A 15227-nucleotide genomic window follows, 5' to 3' on the forward strand; every position below is an offset into this window, starting at 1 on the left:
GGAAGCTTCGCGCCCCTCGTGATCAACACGTTATGGCCTCTTGGCCTAAGGTTCGCGCCGCCTCGCCGCATCGACGGCACTGTGTGCCACGACCGGCCGATCACCGGCCCACCCGCCGGCCGACTGGGGCTGACTGGTCGGCCTCACCAGCCAGCCGATCGGACGAATCCGGGCCGGTCAGCGCACGGCCCCGGCCGGGTCAGTGCGCGTCGACCAGCGGCAGATCGCGGCGGGCCCCGCCGTTGGGCAACGCGATCGAGGAAAAGTGCGACACCACCCGCTCGTCGGTCGGGTCGTCCGCCGGATCGCGGTGGACGGCGAGATGGTGGTACTCGGTGTCCCGCTGGGCGGGGATCCGGCCCGCCGAGCGGATCATCCAGATCAGCTCGTGCAGGTTCGACCGGTGCCGGGCGCCGGCCGAGGAGATCACGTTCTCCTCCAACATGATCGAACCGAGATCGTCGACCCCCATGTGCAGCGCCAACTGGCCGACGTCCTTGCCGGTGGTCAGCCAGGACGCCTGCAGGTGCGCCACCTGGTCGAAGAAGAGCCGGGAGACCGCGATCATCCGCAGGTACTCCAGGGTCGTCGCCTGGGTGCGGCCCTTGAGATGGTTGTTCTCCGGCTGGTACGTCCAGGGGATGAACGCCCGGAAACCGCCGGTGGAGTCCTGGACGTCCCGGATCATCCGCAGATGTTCGATCCGCTCCGCGTTGGTCTCCCCGGTGCCCATCATCATCGTGGCGGTCGACTCGATGCCGTGCCGGTGCGCCAGCTCCATGACCTCCAGCCAGCGCGCCCCCGACTCCTTGAGCGGGGCGATCGCCCGCCGAGGGCGGTCCGGCAGCATCTCGGCGCCGGCACCGGCGATCGAGTCCAGCCCGGCGGCCTTGATCCGGGTGATCGCCTCGTCCAGCGAGACGTCGGACACCTTCGCCATGTGCAGGATCTCGCTCGGCCCGATCGAGTGGATCACCAACCGGGGGTACGCCGCCTTGACCGCGCCGAACAGCTGCTCGTAGTACTCCACCCCGAAATCGGGATGGTGGCCACCCTGGAGCATCACCTGGGTAGCGCCCAGCTCGACCGCCTCGCCGCAACGACGCAGAATCTCCTCAATCGGGTGGGCCCAGCCCTCGGCGTGCTTGGGCGCCCGGTAGAAAGCGCAAAAACGACACGCGGTGACGCAGACATTGGTGTAATTGATGTTGCGATCGATCAGATACGTCACGACGTTGTCCGGGTACCGGCGACGGCGCACCGCGTCCGCGGCCTCGCCGAGGGCGTGGAACGGCGCTTCGGTGTAGATCAGCAGCGCCTCCTCGGCGGAGATCCGCCCACCGTCGGCGCCACGCTGCAGGATGCTGTCGATCTCCCGGCTGGTAGTCACGCATGAAGCGTACTGCCATGTCGAGGGAGGGGCAGAGCGACCGGATGACGCCACTGCGCCGCCACCTGCCTCTGGTGATCCTGCTCGCCGCCGGTCTCGGACTGCGGATCGCCTACCTGGCCGCGTATCAGCCGGCGTTCTGGTTCCACGGCGACAGCGGCGAGTACCTGCTGATGCTGCAGCAGCCGCTGGAGCCGCACCCGAACCGGCCGATCGGCTACGTTCTGCTGCTGTCCGCGCTACAGCAGACCCGGACACTCGCCGCCGTCGCGGCCGTGCAGCACCTGCTCAGCCTGCTGCTCGCCGTCGCCCTGTACGCCCTGCTGCTGCGCCGGGGCGTGGCCCGCTGGCTGGCCACCCTGGCCGCCGTACCGCTGATCTTCGACTCCCTGGTCCTCACCATGGGTCACTACCTACTGCCTGACCTGATGTTCACGGTGCTGTTCGCCGCCGCGGTCGGGGCACTGCTCTGGTCGTCCCGACCCGGTCCGGTGGCGGCCGTTGTCTCCGGCGGGCTGATCGCCGTCGCCTGGGTGACCAAACCCACCGCGCTGCCGGTCGCCCTCCTGCTCGCCGGCTACCTGGTGGTACGTCGGGTCGGCTGGCGGCCGGTGCTGGGCTACCTGCTCGCCTTCGGCGTGCCGTACGTCATGGTGATGGTCTGGATCGGCGACCGGCAGAGCGTCTACAGCGCGCAGAGCGGCACCGCCCTGTACGGCCGGGCCGCGATGATCGCCGACTGCGACCGCATCGAACTGACCGACGAGGAGCGGGTCGCCTGCCCGGACCAGCCGCCGGGCCAGCGTTGGGACCGGGCCGATGCGTTCTTCTGGCGGCGGCCGGCCCGACTCGGCGACTGGGTCTACACGCCGGAGGGTGCCCAGGTGCTGACCAGCTTCTCCCGGTCGGTGATCAGTCAGCAGCCCGGCGACTACCTCGCGACGGTCGGCCGGGAGAGCGCGGCACACTTCGTCCCCGGTCTGTACCTCGGGCCGATGAACGAGTGCCTGCGGCAGCGGCTGGTGCCGCCGGTCCGGTTCCGCTCCGCCGACGTGCGGGTCGAGCAGAGCTGTCCGCCAGCCCAGGCGTCCACCGGATACCAGGCAGCGGTCGCCGAGCCGGTCGTCGCGGACCCGGCCACCCCGCTGACCCGGACACTGCACCAGTACGGCAGCTGGACCCGGGGCATCCCGGTGGTGCTGTCGTTGGCGGTGCTGCTGACCGTCGCGGCGCTGGCCGCCGGGCGGCGGGTCGCCGGCTGGATCCGGCTCGACACCGTACTGCTGGTGGTCGCCGGCCCAGGGCTGGCCGTGTTCACCGTGGCGATCGGCATGTACGAGCCCCGGTACGCGCTGCCGGCCCTGCCGCTGGCAGCGGTGGCCGCGGCCCTGGCCGCCCAGGGGCTGATCCACCGTCGACCGCTGGCCGGTGCTCCCGCTGTCGGCGGTTCGGCCAAGCAGAGCGGAACGATCGATTGACCGGCCGACTCGCAACTCGTATGGGCCAGGCCGCATAACGTGAACAAACCCGAGAATGAGTCACGAAGAGCATTCAGAAAAGCGATCGCAACGCAGATGAACTCACGTTTGTCTTGTGATCCCAAGGCGATGATGCATCTAGCGCTTTGTCGCCGACGCAACTACTCTTGGCTGCGGCCGAACAAGGCACCGCCCGGTTACCGCCTTCGGCCGGCATCACAACAGCCAGTCGGGTCTCCGTCTTCCATACCTCAACCGGACCCCCGTCCGGACGTGCCGCCGAATACCGATCTCGGCGAACCCTCGTGCGCAAAATCCCCCTATCCGCCCGCAGCCAAGGAGACAACGTCATGTCAGGTGATTCACTGCCGCGGACCGGCGCGAACCTTGCGGTCACCCTCGGTGGTGTGGCCGGTCTCGGGCAGCTCAGCCTGCCACTGCCACTCATGATGGCGGTCACCGCAGCAGTTATGATCATCATCGGAGCGGTTCTCATCCGGTTGTCGTTCCGTCGAGGTCGCTCCGCCGCCCATCGATGACCGCGACCCTCGTCAGGGGCCGGATCCTCACCGCCGCAGCATTCCTTCTGGCGGCAGTAGCGGTATGGGCGGCCCACCATGCGTTTGCAGCAATCGGATTACTCAGCGCAGGCAACGGGCATCAGTTCGCGGCGATCTACGTCCTGATGTACGGACTGCTGGTGTGGCAGCTGGGATTTGCCTACCTCAACCAGCCCTACCAGGTTGGCCCGGCCAGACAGCGGCTCCTCGACACGCTGGACGTGGCCGCGTTGGTCCCCGCGTACAACGAGGACCCGGCCGCGCTGCGCGCATGCCTCGAGTCCATGATCGGTCAACGACGACGGCCGCAGACGATCGTCGTGGTGGATGACGGTTCCACCACCGGCGACGTCGGGTACGCCGAGACCCGCATCTGGTTTCAGCGGGCAGCCAGCGACAGCGGCATCCGTCCGGTATGGCTGCGCCAGGACAATGCCGGCAAGAGACACGCGCAGGCAGCCGGGGTCGGCCAGGCGCCAGACGCGGATGTGTACTGGACGGTCGACTCGGACACGATCAGCGACCCGGAAACGCTCAACGAGCTACTCAAACCCCTCGCTAATCAGACGGTGCAGTCCGTCGCCGGGATCGTGATGGCAGCCAACGTTCACGCATCGTTCCTGACCCGGTTCACCGACCTGTGGTTCGTCACCGGCCAGCTGACCGATCGGTCCAGCCTGTCAGTGTTCGGCACGGTCTGGGTCAACTCGGGGCCCATCGCCGTCTACCGAGGCCAGGTGATCCGCGACAATCTGGACAGCTATCTGCATGAAAGGTTCGCAGGACGTCGGGTGCCGTTCAGCGACGACTCGATGCTGACCCTGTTCGCCATGCTGCGCGGCCGAACTGTGCAACAGCCCAGCGCGTTCGCCTTCGCGCTGATGCCGGAGCAGACCGGCCACTTCCTGCGGATGTTCATCCGCTGGATGCGCGGATCGTTCATCCGGTCACTGTGGCGGATGCGATACCTGCCGTTGCGGTCGTGGGCGTACTGGCTACACCTGATTCGATGGGCGACGACGCTACTGTCCACCGCACTGTTCCTGACCATCGCGGTGGTACAACCGATCCGGGAGCCTTCGCTGGCCGCGTTACCCTGGCTCATCTGTGTGCCAATGGCGATCGGCTACGCACAGTGCCTCCGCTACCTGGCGATCCGCCGGTCCGACCAGTCGGCGGCGTACCAGTTGGGGACTTGGATGCTCGCCCCGGTCGCAGTGCTCTGGGCGATGCTGGTACTGCGCGCCGCCCGGTGGTACGGCGTGGTCACCTGCTGGAAGACCGGATGGGGCACCCGAAAGACGGTCGAGGTCACGTTGAGCGCCCCGTCGATTCCCGAGCAGCGGACCGCCCACGTCGAGCAGCCCTCCGGAGCCGGTGCCAAGGTGGTCTCCTGACGCTAGCCTGCATCCATGCGACGGGTGTCGGTCATGGGGGCACCAGGCTCAGGTAAGTCCACTCTGGCCGCCGAGTTGGCCGTACGGCTCGGTGTGCCGCACATCGAGTTGGACGCCCTGTTCCACCAGCAGGACTGGCAGCCGACACCGGAACCGGAGTTCCGGGAACGGGTGGCGGCCGCAGTCTCCGGCGACGGCTGGGTGGTGGACGGCAACTACTCGACGGTGCGCGACCTGATCTGGCGGCGAGTCGACACGGTGATCTGGTTCGACCTGCCGCGCCGGCAGGTGATGCAGCAGATCGTCCGACGTACGGTACGCCGCGCGGCGCACCGGGTGGAACTGTGGAACGGCAACCGGGAGCGCTGGTCGAACGTGTTCAGCCTTGATCCGGAAGAGTCGATCATCGTCTGGGCCTGGCAACAGCACGCCCGTTACCGGAGCCGCATCCAGGCCGCTTCGGTCGACCCCCGGTGGCGCCGGCTGCGGTTCGTCCGGCTCACCTCCCACCAGCAGGCCCGCCAACTGCTCGACCAGCTCGGTCGACGATCATCCCCGTGACGCCCGGCAGCCGTCGTGGCCAGCGCGTCAGGCGTCGTAGTCGACGGTGAGCGTCGGCGTGGTGGGCGCCGACTGGCAGGTCAGCACATAACCGTTGGCCACCTCGTCCGGCTCCAGGGCGTAGTTGCGGGCCATCGTCACCGCGCCGTCGACGACCTTCGCCCGGCAGGTCGAGCAGACCCCACCCTTGCAGGCGTACGGCAACTCGGACCGGACCCGCAGGGCCGCGTCGAGCACCCGCTCCCCCGGCCGCGTCCGCACCGTCGACGCCCGCCCGTCGAGCAGTACGGTCACCTCCGTACTGGTCACGTCCGCGCCGGTCACCTCGGTGCCGGCCGGATCGGTGCCTGGTGCCGCGTCGACATCGGTAACCGCGTCGGCGCCGGCCGGCGGCGCGTCCCCGGCGTGAAAGAGTTCGCTGTGTACGGCCTCGTCCGGCACGCCCCGCTCGGTGAGCACCTGCCGGGCCGTCATGACCAGCGCGTATGGCCCGCAGAGGAACCATTCGTCCACCTGGTGTCCCGGCACCACGGTGTCCAGCAGCCGGCCGAACCGGGCGGCGTCGATCCGCCCGGTGAGCAACTCCGCGTCCTGCGTCTCCCGGGACAGCACGTGCACCACCTGCAGCCGGTCCGGGTACCGGTCCTTCAGGTCGGCGATCTCGTCGGCGAACATCACGGTGTGCGCGGACCGGTTGCCGAAGACGAGCGTGAACCGGCTGCCCGGCTCGGTGGCCAACCCGGTGGCGAGCAGGGACAACACCGGCGTGATGCCGGAGCCGGCGGCCAGCGCGCCGTAGTACCGGCTACGGCCCGGTTCGAACTTGGTGGTGAAATGCCCGAGCGGCGGCATCACCTCCACGGTGGCCCCGGCGGCAAGCTGGCGCACCGCGTACCCGGAGAAGGCACCACCGGCGACGTGCCGCACGCCGATCCGCAGCCGGCCGTGGTCGGCGAGCTCCGCCGGGGTCGAGCAGATGGAGTACGAGCGGCGGATCTCCGGGCCGCCGGCCGGGTCGACCAGCCGTACGGTCAAGTGCTGTCCGGCCTGGAACCGGTACGCGTCGCGCAGCTCCGGTGGTACGGCGAAGGTGACCGCCACGGCGTCGGCGGTGAGCTGATCGACATCGGCGACCGGGAGGGGATGGAACACCGGGCGCCGTCGCGCCGGTCGACTGATCGTCACCGCCATCAGAACGCCTTCATCTGCTCGAACGGCTCGGTGCAGGCCAGGCACCGCCACAGCGCCTTGCAGGCCGTGGCACCGAATCGACTCAGCTGCTCGGTGCGCGGTGAGCCGCAGGCCGGGCAGCGTACGGTCACCGGCACCGGCACCGGACCGACGGTGGCCGGCGACGGTGGGGCGATCCCGGCGGCAACGAGCTTGCGTCGGCCAGCCTCGGTGATCCAGTCGGTGCTCCAGGCGGGCGCCAACTCGGTGACGACCGCGACGTCGGTGAAGCCGGACCGGTGCAGCGCCGCCCGGATCTCGCCCCGGATCAGCTCCATCGCCGGGCATCCACTGTAGGTGGGGGTGACCGTCACCCGGACAGCGCCGGTGGCCTCGGTGACCTCGACGGCGCGGAGAATGCCGAGCTCGGCGATGGTGAGTACGCGGATCTCCGGGTCGACGACGGCTTCGACCGCCGCCCGGGCGGCCGAGCCGGTCCCACCAGCGGCCGAGCTGGCCCCACCACCAGCCGAGCTGAACCCGCCGGCTGCAGCGGGGGGTCCGGTCACCATCGCGCGCCTGGGTGGGCCCGGTGCACCACCTGCATCTCGGCCAGCAGGTACGACAGGTGTTCGGTGTGCCGACCCAGCCGACCGCCGCCGGGCCGCCAGCCGCCACCGTCGCCAGCGGCGGCGGACCCGGTGCCGGCAGGCGCGGCCAGGGTGGCTTCGGCAAGGATCGGACCGATGACGGCGAGCCAGTCGGCCCGCAGGTCGGCGGGGCCACTGCCGGGCACCGGGGCGACCAGCTCATAGGTGTACGGCCAGAGTTCGTCGACCGCGTACTGCATGCGGCGGCGCGACTCCTCGGTGCCGTCGCCGAGCCGCAGGGTCCACAGCCGCGCGTGGTCGAGATGGTAGGTGGACTCCTTGGCCGCCTTGCCGGCGATCGCGGCGAGCCGCTGGTCGGCGCCGGCACTCAGCACGGCGTAGAGCCGGAGCTGGTACGCGGCGAGGAACAGCAGCTTGCCGATGGTCATCGCGTAGTCGTCGTCCGGCAGCTCCACCAGCAGGCAGTTGCGAAACTCCTGGTCGGAGCGGAGAAAGGCCAGGGTGTCCTCGGTGACCGGCTGGTCGGCCGGCGCGGCCGGCACCGCATCGGGGGTGAGCTGCTCGGCGGCGTACGACAGCAGCAGCCGGGCCACGCCGAGCTGGTCGAGCGCGATGTTGGTGAGCGCGACGTCCTCCTCCAGCTCGGGGGCACGGGCGCACCAGGCGGCCAGCCGCTGAGCGGTGATCAACGCGTCGTCGGCCCAGCAGAGCAGCTGGTCGGGGGGTGTCGTGGTCACAGGTGCTGCGCTCCGTCCGGCACCTGGTAGAAGGTCGGGTGCCGGTAGACCTTGTCGGCCGCCGGGTCGAAGAAGGCGTCCTTCTCGTCCGGGCTGGACGCGGTGATCGACTCCGCCTGTACCACCCAGATGGAGACACCTTCCTGCCGTCGGGTGTACAGGTCGCGGGCGTGCCGCAGGGCGAGCGCCGCGTCCGGCGCGTGCAGGCTACCGACGTGGGTGTGGGCGAGCCCGCGCCGGGACCGGATGAAGACCTCCCACAGCGGGGTGGGCGGGGTCCGGGCCGCTTCGCCGCTCATCCGGCCTCCGCTCCGACTGGCGGAGCGCCCACTCCGGCCGGCACGGTGCCGACCCCGGCCGGCACGGTGCTGGCTTTCCGCCGGCTGGCCTGCTTTTCGGCGTACGCCCGGGACGCCTCGCGGACCCAGCCGCCGGCGTCGTGCGCGGCCCGCCGGTGGGCAAGTCGCTGCCGGTTGCACGGCCCGTCGCCGCGGATCACCCGGAGCAGTTCGTCGTAGTCCGGCGGGGTGAAGTCGTACGCCTGACGCTGCTCGTTCCACCGTAGGCCGGGATCGGGCAGGGTGAGCCCGAGCGGGCCGACCTGCTGGACGCACATGTCCACGAAGCGTTGGCGCAGCTCGTCGTTGGAGAACCGTTTGATCTTCCATCGCATCGACTGGCCCGAATGGGTCGAGTCGGCGTCCGGCGGGCCGAACATCGCCAGCGACGGGAACCACCAGCGGTCCACCGCGTCCTGGGCCATCTGACGTTGGGCCGGTGTGCCGTGCGCGAGGGTGTGCAGGATCTCGTAGCCCTGCCGCTGATGGAACGACTCCTCCTTGCAGATGCGGATCATGGCGCGGGCGTACGGGCCGTATGAGCAACGGCACAGTGGGACCTGGTTGATGATCGCCGCACCGTCCACCAACCAACCGATCGCGCCGACGTCTGCCCAGGTGAGCGTGGGGTAGTTGAAGATGGAGCTGTACTTCTGCCGGCCGGCGAGCAGCAGGTCGAGCAACTCTTCCCGACTGACGCCCAGGGTTTCCGCCGCGGCGTACAGGTACAGCCCGTGGCCGGCCTCGTCCTGGACCTTTGCCAGCAGGATCGCCTTGCGGTGCAGGCTGGGCGCCCGGGTCAGCCAGTTGCCTTCGGGCTGCATGCCGATGATCTCGGAGTGCGCGTGCTGGGCGATCTGCCGGATCAGCGTGCGCCGGTAGCCGTCCGGCATCCAGTCGCGCGGCTCGATCTTCTGGTCGGCGTCGATCATCTCGGTGAAGTCCCGGTCGGGATCGGTCGAGCGGTCGGGATCACCCGGATCGTCCGGATCGGCCAGCTCGTCGGCGACGCGTGGACCGGGGATCCGGCCGCGTAGCGCCGCGGCGCGCAGGTCAGCTTCAGCGGCCTCGACCTCGTCGAGGATCCCGCCGCGGGCGCCACTCACCGTCTGGGCGTCGTCACCGTCCACCGACATAGTGTTACAAGAATCCCCAGTCGTAGCCAAGCCCTGTAACAGCTGTCGAAAAATCTTCACCGCCAGAGACCAAGTCGGGACAGCGAGCGATCAGCGACGCCTGGTGAATGTGATGCTTATCCACTTATCATCCTGAAAATACTCAACTAACTGGACGAACCATATCTATCCGACACCCATCCCCCGAGATCTCCGGCGCGCGAGGGCTGGCACTCCGAGATTCGCCCCGTAAACTGCCCAATGGCGCGGCGGCGACGACGTTCAAACCGGCCCACCTGACTCGCATCTGTCCGCAAAGAAACCCACAGTTACAGAAACACCTCGGTACCAGGACCTTCCCGGACCGACGCAAACCTGCCAGAGAGCACCGACGAGCTGAAATCATCGATTCACTCCCCGGAGCAGTCCCCATGAGTTCACGCGTGACACTCACTGTCGTGCTGGCAGCCCTGGTGGTCGGTGCCGTTCTGGTGGTCCCCGCCGCCTCGGCCCGGTTCCTCGGCGGGACCCGGCCGGACGCCAACCGGCCCGTCGACGAGCTGACCGATCCGCCCCTCGCCATGGCCGAGTCCCCCGGGCCTCCAGCCGTGCCGACGTTGCGGGCCGCAGCGGTCTCGGTCCCGGTCACCGGTTTCATGACCTGGGCGCTGCTGGACCGCGACAGCGGCGAGATCGGCGGCTCGGCCAACATGACCGAGACCAGCTCCACCGAATCGATGATCAAAATCTGGATCGTCGCGGACTACCTACGGCAGCTCGATGACGCCGAGCCTGATCCGGAAATTCTGCAGCTGGCCAGCCTGGCCATCCGCGACAGCGACGACCGGGCCACGGACCTGCTGTTCTACAGTGCCGGCGGCGAAGACGTGATCACCCGGATGATCAAGATGTGCGGCCTGCAGCAGACCCGGATGGTCGTGCCGCCGAAGGAGGACAACGTCTGGTGGAGCTACACCCAGATGTCCGCCCGCGATGCCGTGCTGATGGGCGAGTGCGTCAAGAACGGCACCGCCGCCGGCCCGTTGTGGACCGATTGGGTGCTCGACGAGATGTCTCAGGTGCGGGGCGGGATCGCCGCCTCCGAGCAGGAATCCACCTCCGGCGGTGGCCGCTGGGGCATCATCGATGGACTACCGGAGAGCCTGTTGCGGGAGTCGCCGGTCGGCATCAAGAACGGCTGGACGCTGATCTGGGCGGACGGCATGTGGCACCTCAACTGCCTGGCCGTGCACGACGACTGGATCCTCGCGGTGATGACTCGCTACCCGGGCCCTTACGGCCTCGAGTACGGGGCGGGCATCTGCCGCGAGGTGGCCCGGCAACTCGTCACCCCACACGCCGGCGCCGCCATCCAGCTGCCGGCCGAACTGCCGCTCCCGGCGACACCGGCCAACTGACATGCCACCCACCTCCTGGATATCGTCGACCCGCCGGCTGCGCCGGCTGTTCACCAGCGGACCGGGCCGGCTGATGGCCAGCCGACCCTCCCAGCTGGTGACCGGGCGGGCAGGCGGCGTAGCCCGGCACACCCGGGCCAGGTGGCGTACGCCGCTGATCGTGATCGGTCTGATCGCTCTGGCAGCCGCCGGCATCGCCGGGTCGCGGCTGGTTCCCGCCACGCCGTTGGCCGCCGCTGGTGAGCAGCCTGCCGACCGACAGGCCACCAACGGACGGGCCACCGACCAGCAGCCCAGCTGGCATCAACCGACGTCGAACCCGATGGCCGGCCCGAGCGAGAGCCCGACCCCGGAGCCCGACCCCACGCTGTCACCGCTGGCCGTCGCGCCGACCACGGTACAGCTGGACGGCATCGACGGCTGGTGGTCGTGGGCGATGCTCGACCAACGCACCGGCGAGATCCACGGATCGGCCAATCTGGCCGAGACCAGTACCACGGCGTCGCTGATCAAGGCGTGGATCGCCGCCGACTACCTGCGTACCTCGGCCGAAGCGGGCCGGTCGCCGAGCAACTTCCGGATGCAGCAGCTCGAGATCATGATCAGGGACAGCGACAACCAGGTCGCTGAGGAGCTGTGGCAGGAAATCGGCCGAACCGCAGCGACCGAGCGGATGATCCGGATCTGCGGGCTCACCGACAGCCGCAGCTCGACCGAGAACAGATGGAGCACCACCCGGCTCTCCCCCCGCGACGTGGCCCGGATCGGGGCGTGCATCGCCGATGGCCGGGCGGCCGGCGCCGAGTGGACCGACTGGCTGATGACCGAGATGCGCAGCGTACGCAGTCCAGGTGATTTCGGGGTGATCGAGGCATTCCCGGCAGACGAAGCCGATGGGATCGCCATCAAGAACGGCTGGGTGATCCGCGACGATGAGCAGAAGTGGCACGTCAACTGCCTGGCGATCGGCGACGGGTGGACCATCGGGGTGATGACCCGGTTCCCGGCCGACCGGCCCTTCACGTACGGCGGACAGACCTGCCGTGCGGTGGCGCAGCAGTTGCGGGCAGCGGCAACCACCTCGGCCGGCAGCTGAGCCATCCAGACGCGGTCAGGCAGGAAGAACTCAGGGCAGGAAGAACTCAGGGCCGGCAGACGGCAGTGCCGGGGCGGCACCCGACCGGGCCGCGCGGCGGGCGAACTCCCGCAGTCCGGCCACCTGCCGGTCACCGAGCGAAAAGTCCAACGCCCGGAAGTACGACGCCAGCGTCGGCGCGTCGAACGGCTCCCACCTGGCGGCGGCCCGTGCCACCGCGTCTAGCTCGGCGAGGCACAGGTCACGCGACCGCAGGAACGCCTGGTGGACCTCCTTGACCTGGCCGGGGTGGGCGGCGGCGAAGTCCCGGCGGACCGCCCAGACGGCGAAGACCATCGGCAGCCCGGTCCAGTCCCGCCACGCCTGCCCCAGATCGGTGACAGCCAGACCGCGCGCCGGCGCCTCGTGGCGGGCCCGCAATGCGACGTCGCCGATCAGCACGGCGGCGTCGGCCTCCAGCAGCATCTGGGTGACGTCCGGCGGGCAGGTGAAGTAGTTTGGTTCGACGCCGTACCGCTCGGCCAGCAGCATCCGGGCCAGCAGCACACCGGTACGCGAAGTGGAGCCGAGCGCCACCGGGCGGCCGGACAACTCGCCCAGTGGCCGGGTGGTGACGACGTTCACCGACAGCACCGGCCCGTCGCTACCTACCGCGATGTCCGGCAGCAGCAGGAACTGGTCGGCGTGCCGCAGGTACTCGACCAACGAGATCGGGCCGATGTCCAGGTCGCCAGCGACCAGGGCGGCTCCGAGCCGTTCCGGGGAGTCCTTGTGCAGGTCGACGTCGAGCAGCGCGCCGGAACGCATCAGCCCCCAGTAGATGGGCAGGCAGTTCAGGAACTGGATGTGCCCGACCCGTGGTCGGCGCAGCCCGCCGCCCTCACCCCCGTCACCGTGACTCATGATCTCCACGGTAGCCGTCGGGCAGTCGCCACGCCCGGCGGCGGCCCGGCCTGTGGCGCACCCCGCACCCCCGGGCACCCGTCGAACAGATCGCCCCGGCAACCCCGTCGCGCCGGCATAGCGGGGAAATCTGATTGACCCGCGACGGGCCAGGGGTAAAGTCGATGGCCGCTTGACGGCCGCGGTGAGTCGCACCGCAGCGGACGTCCCCCGCGCCGGGCACCGGCCGACCCGGTTCCGGACACGCGAGCGAGCACGCCGGCGATCCAGCCAGGAGTCAGCATGCCCGCACCCGACCTCGACCGCCCCGCACCCGACCGCCCCGCACTGGACCGCCCCGCACCCGACCTGGACGGCGAACTCGCCGCCGAACGCGCTCATCTGACCGCGTCCCGCGCCGCCCTCGCCCGGATGCGCAACCGGGCCGAAGCCCTGTTCAGCACCGGCGATCGGGTCGCCGGGGACGCGTACACCGCCGAAACCCTGGGCAGGCACCTGGCCCGCCGGGTCGCCGAGCTGGCCGACAACCCGGACACGCCGCTGTTCTTCGGCCGGCTCGATGTCGAAGACGATCCCGACCTCGACGACGGAATTGACGACGCCCCTGAGCCAGGCGGTGAGCCCGATCCGGGCGGGCTGCCGGCCGGCCGGCACCGAATCAGTCGCCACCACATCGGCCGCCGGCATGTCGCCGACAACACCGGCGAACCACTGGTGCTCGACTGGCGAGCGCCGCGCAGCCGGGCCTTCTACCAGGCCAGCGCCCGCGACCCGCAGCAGGTACGGGTCCGCCGCCGGTTCGGCTACGCCGGCGGCGAACTCACCAGCTTCGAGGACGAACACCTCGACCGGGGCGAAGAGCTCGGCACCGCCTCACGCATCCTGACCACGGAGATCGAGCGGCCCCGGGTCGGCCCGATGCGGGACATCGTCGCCACCATCCAGCCCGAACAGGACGAGCTGGTCCGGGCTGAGCTGGCCGAGTCGATCTGCGTGCAGGGCGCGCCCGGCACCGGCAAGACCGCGGTCGGGCTGCACCGGGCCGCCTATCTGCTGTACGCGCACCGGGAACGGCTACGCAAGGCCGGCGTGCTGATAGTCGGGCCGAACCGGGTGTTCCTGTCCTACATCGCCAACGTGCTGCCCGCCCTCGGCGAGGTCGAGGTAGCCCAGCGCACGGTCGCCGACCTGATCGACTCGGTGCCGGTGCGCGCCGACGACACCCCGGCCGCCGCCGCGCTCAAACACGACCCGAGGATGGCGCAGGTGCTGCGGCGCGCCGTCGAGGCGTACCTCGGCGAGCCGGACGAGTCGATCGTGGTGCCGGACGGCTCCTACCGCTGGCGGATCGGCGTCGAGGCGTTGCACCGGATCGTCCGGACGGTCCGCGAGGAGGATCCGCCGTACCGGATCGGTCGGGAACGGGTGCTGGCCCGGATCGTCGCGCTGCTGCAACGCCAAGCCGAGACCCGGCGTGCCGAATCACCGAGCGACGCCTGGCTGCGGCGGATGGCCCGGGTGGCCCCGGTACGCGCCCTGCTGGACCGGGTCTGGCCGGCGCTCACCCCGACCGAGGTGGTGTCCACGCTGCTCACCGATCCGCAGCGGCTGGCGGCCGCCGCCACCGGTCTGCTCGACGAGGCCGAGCAGGCGGCGCTGCTGCGACCGTTGGCCAGGTCGGTCCGCACCACCAGATGGACCGAGGCCGACCTGGTGCTCATCGACGAGGTCGCCGGGCTGCTCGACCGGCCGACCGGGTACGGGCACGTGGTGATCGACGAGGCGCAGGACCTGTCGCCGATGCAGTGCCGGGCGATCGCCCGGCGCAGCGAACACGGCTCGGTCACCCTGCTCGGCGACCTGGCGCAGGGCACCGCCCCGTGGGCGGCCACCGACTGGCACCGCACGCTGACCCACCTCGGTCGGCCCGACGCCCCGGTGGTGCCGCTGACGGTCGGCTTCCGGGTGCCGGCGGTGGTGGTCGAGCTGGCCAACCGGCTGCTGCCGGCGCTCGAAGTGGACGTACCACCGGCGGTGTCGCTGCGTCGCGACGGTTCGCTGTCGCTGCGTACGGTCGACGATCTGACCGGTGCCACGGTGGCCGAGGTACGCGCGGCGCTGACCCACGACGGCTCGGTCGGGGTGATCGCCGCCGAGTCCGCGCTGCCCGGCCTGCGCGACGCGCTGACCGCAGCCGGTATCGAGGTCACCGGAGCCGCCGGCGACCCCGGGATCCGGGTGTCGGTAGTCGCCGCGACCGAGGTGAAAGGGCTGGAGTACGACCACGTGGTGGTGGTCGAGCCGGCCGCTATCGTCGCGGCCGAGCCGCGTGGGCTGCACCGGCTGTACGTGGTGCTGACCCGGGCGGTGTCCCGGTTGACGGTGCTGCACGCCGACCCGCTTCCGACCCCGCTGGGCGACCACTGCCGGACCGACCGGCGGCACTGACAGAA

At 70.1% G+C, this 15227-nt stretch carries 14 protein-coding genes; 7 read left to right on the forward strand and 7 right to left on the reverse strand.

Annotated elements, in window-relative coordinates; all coding sequences use genetic code 11:
* Positions 1 to 199: 199 nt before the first annotated feature.
* Positions 200 to 1390, reverse strand: coding sequence for a cyclic dehypoxanthinyl futalosine synthase (mqnC, locus tag ACXAHD_RS02090; protein WP_281552102.1), 1191 nt, complete (start codon positions 1388 to 1390; stop codon positions 200 to 202).
* 17 nt (positions 1391 to 1407) lie between these two features.
* Here mqnC and ACXAHD_RS02095 point away from each other — a divergent pair, with 17 nt between their 5' ends.
* The 4 genes from ACXAHD_RS02095 to ACXAHD_RS02110 all read left to right on the forward strand — a co-directional run bounded on the left by ACXAHD_RS02095 (position 1408) and on the right by ACXAHD_RS02110 (position 5386).
* Entirely contained in the window at positions 1408 to 2868 is a 1461-nt protein-coding gene (locus ACXAHD_RS02095) for a phospholipid carrier-dependent glycosyltransferase (RefSeq protein ID WP_281567196.1), read from the forward strand.
* Positions 2869 to 3218: 350 nt separating this feature from the next.
* Positions 3219 to 3407: a hypothetical protein gene (locus ACXAHD_RS02100; protein ID WP_475048222.1), complete on the forward strand. Its 189-nt coding sequence runs from the start codon at positions 3219 to 3221 to the stop codon at positions 3405 to 3407.
* Between the two features lie 146 nt (positions 3408 to 3553).
* Entirely contained in the window at positions 3554 to 4825 is a 1272-nt protein-coding gene (locus tag ACXAHD_RS02105; RefSeq protein ID WP_475048224.1) for a glycosyltransferase, read from the forward strand.
* Between the two features lie 15 nt (positions 4826 to 4840).
* Positions 4841 to 5386: a P-loop NTPase family protein gene (locus tag ACXAHD_RS02110; RefSeq protein ID WP_281567194.1), complete on the forward strand. Its 546-nt coding sequence runs from the start codon at positions 4841 to 4843 to the stop codon at positions 5384 to 5386.
* 27 nt (positions 5387 to 5413) lie between these two features.
* On the opposite strand, the gene paaE is transcribed toward ACXAHD_RS02110, so the two are convergent.
* From paaE to paaA, 5 genes are read right to left on the reverse strand one after another with little or no spacing between them, the layout of a single operon-like run.
* Positions 5414 to 6577, reverse strand: a complete 1164-nt coding sequence (gene paaE / locus ACXAHD_RS02115) for a 1,2-phenylacetyl-CoA epoxidase subunit PaaE (RefSeq protein WP_281552107.1) — start codon at positions 6575 to 6577, stop codon at positions 5414 to 5416.
* Positions 6577 to 7128, reverse strand: a complete 552-nt coding sequence (gene paaD / locus ACXAHD_RS02120; RefSeq protein WP_281552108.1) for a 1,2-phenylacetyl-CoA epoxidase subunit PaaD — start codon at positions 7126 to 7128, stop codon at positions 6577 to 6579. The genes paaE and paaD overlap by 1 nt, the downstream gene beginning before the upstream one ends.
* Positions 7122 to 7904 (reverse strand): 1,2-phenylacetyl-CoA epoxidase subunit PaaC, encoded by a 783-nt coding sequence (gene paaC / locus ACXAHD_RS02125; protein WP_281567192.1) that lies wholly within the window; start codon positions 7902 to 7904, stop codon positions 7122 to 7124. The genes paaD and paaC overlap by 7 nt, the downstream gene beginning before the upstream one ends.
* Positions 7901 to 8203, reverse strand: a complete 303-nt coding sequence (paaB, locus tag ACXAHD_RS02130; protein ID WP_281567191.1) for a 1,2-phenylacetyl-CoA epoxidase subunit PaaB — start codon at positions 8201 to 8203, stop codon at positions 7901 to 7903. Before paaB ends, paaC begins: the two co-directional genes overlap by 4 nt.
* Positions 8200 to 9378 (reverse strand): 1,2-phenylacetyl-CoA epoxidase subunit PaaA, encoded by a 1179-nt coding sequence (gene paaA / locus ACXAHD_RS02135; protein ID WP_281552111.1) that lies wholly within the window; start codon positions 9376 to 9378, stop codon positions 8200 to 8202. Before paaA ends, paaB begins: the two co-directional genes overlap by 4 nt.
* A gap of 410 nt (positions 9379 to 9788) precedes the next feature.
* Between paaA and ACXAHD_RS02140 the strand changes: the two genes are divergently transcribed.
* Together ACXAHD_RS02140 and ACXAHD_RS02145 are read left to right on the forward strand one after the other, a co-directional pair.
* Positions 9789 to 10775, forward strand: a complete 987-nt coding sequence (locus ACXAHD_RS02140) for a serine hydrolase (protein WP_281567190.1) — start codon at positions 9789 to 9791, stop codon at positions 10773 to 10775.
* Position 10776: 1 nt separating this feature from the next.
* Positions 10777 to 11871, forward strand: coding sequence for a YML083C domain-containing protein (locus ACXAHD_RS02145; protein ID WP_281552113.1), 1095 nt, complete (start codon positions 10777 to 10779; stop codon positions 11869 to 11871).
* A gap of 30 nt (positions 11872 to 11901) precedes the next feature.
* Here the strand turns inward: ACXAHD_RS02145 and ACXAHD_RS02150 are convergent, their stop codons facing one another.
* Entirely contained in the window at positions 11902 to 12774 is an 873-nt protein-coding gene (locus tag ACXAHD_RS02150; protein WP_289211497.1) for a menaquinone biosynthetic enzyme MqnA/MqnD family protein, read from the reverse strand.
* Between the two features lie 282 nt (positions 12775 to 13056).
* On the opposite strand from ACXAHD_RS02150, the gene ACXAHD_RS02155 reads away from it, so the two are divergent.
* Entirely contained in the window at positions 13057 to 15222 is a 2166-nt protein-coding gene (locus ACXAHD_RS02155; protein WP_475048232.1) for a HelD family protein, read from the forward strand.
* Positions 15223 to 15227 lie beyond the last annotated feature (5 nt).

Source organism: Micromonospora sp. ABR4_055, from assembly GCF_056160425.1.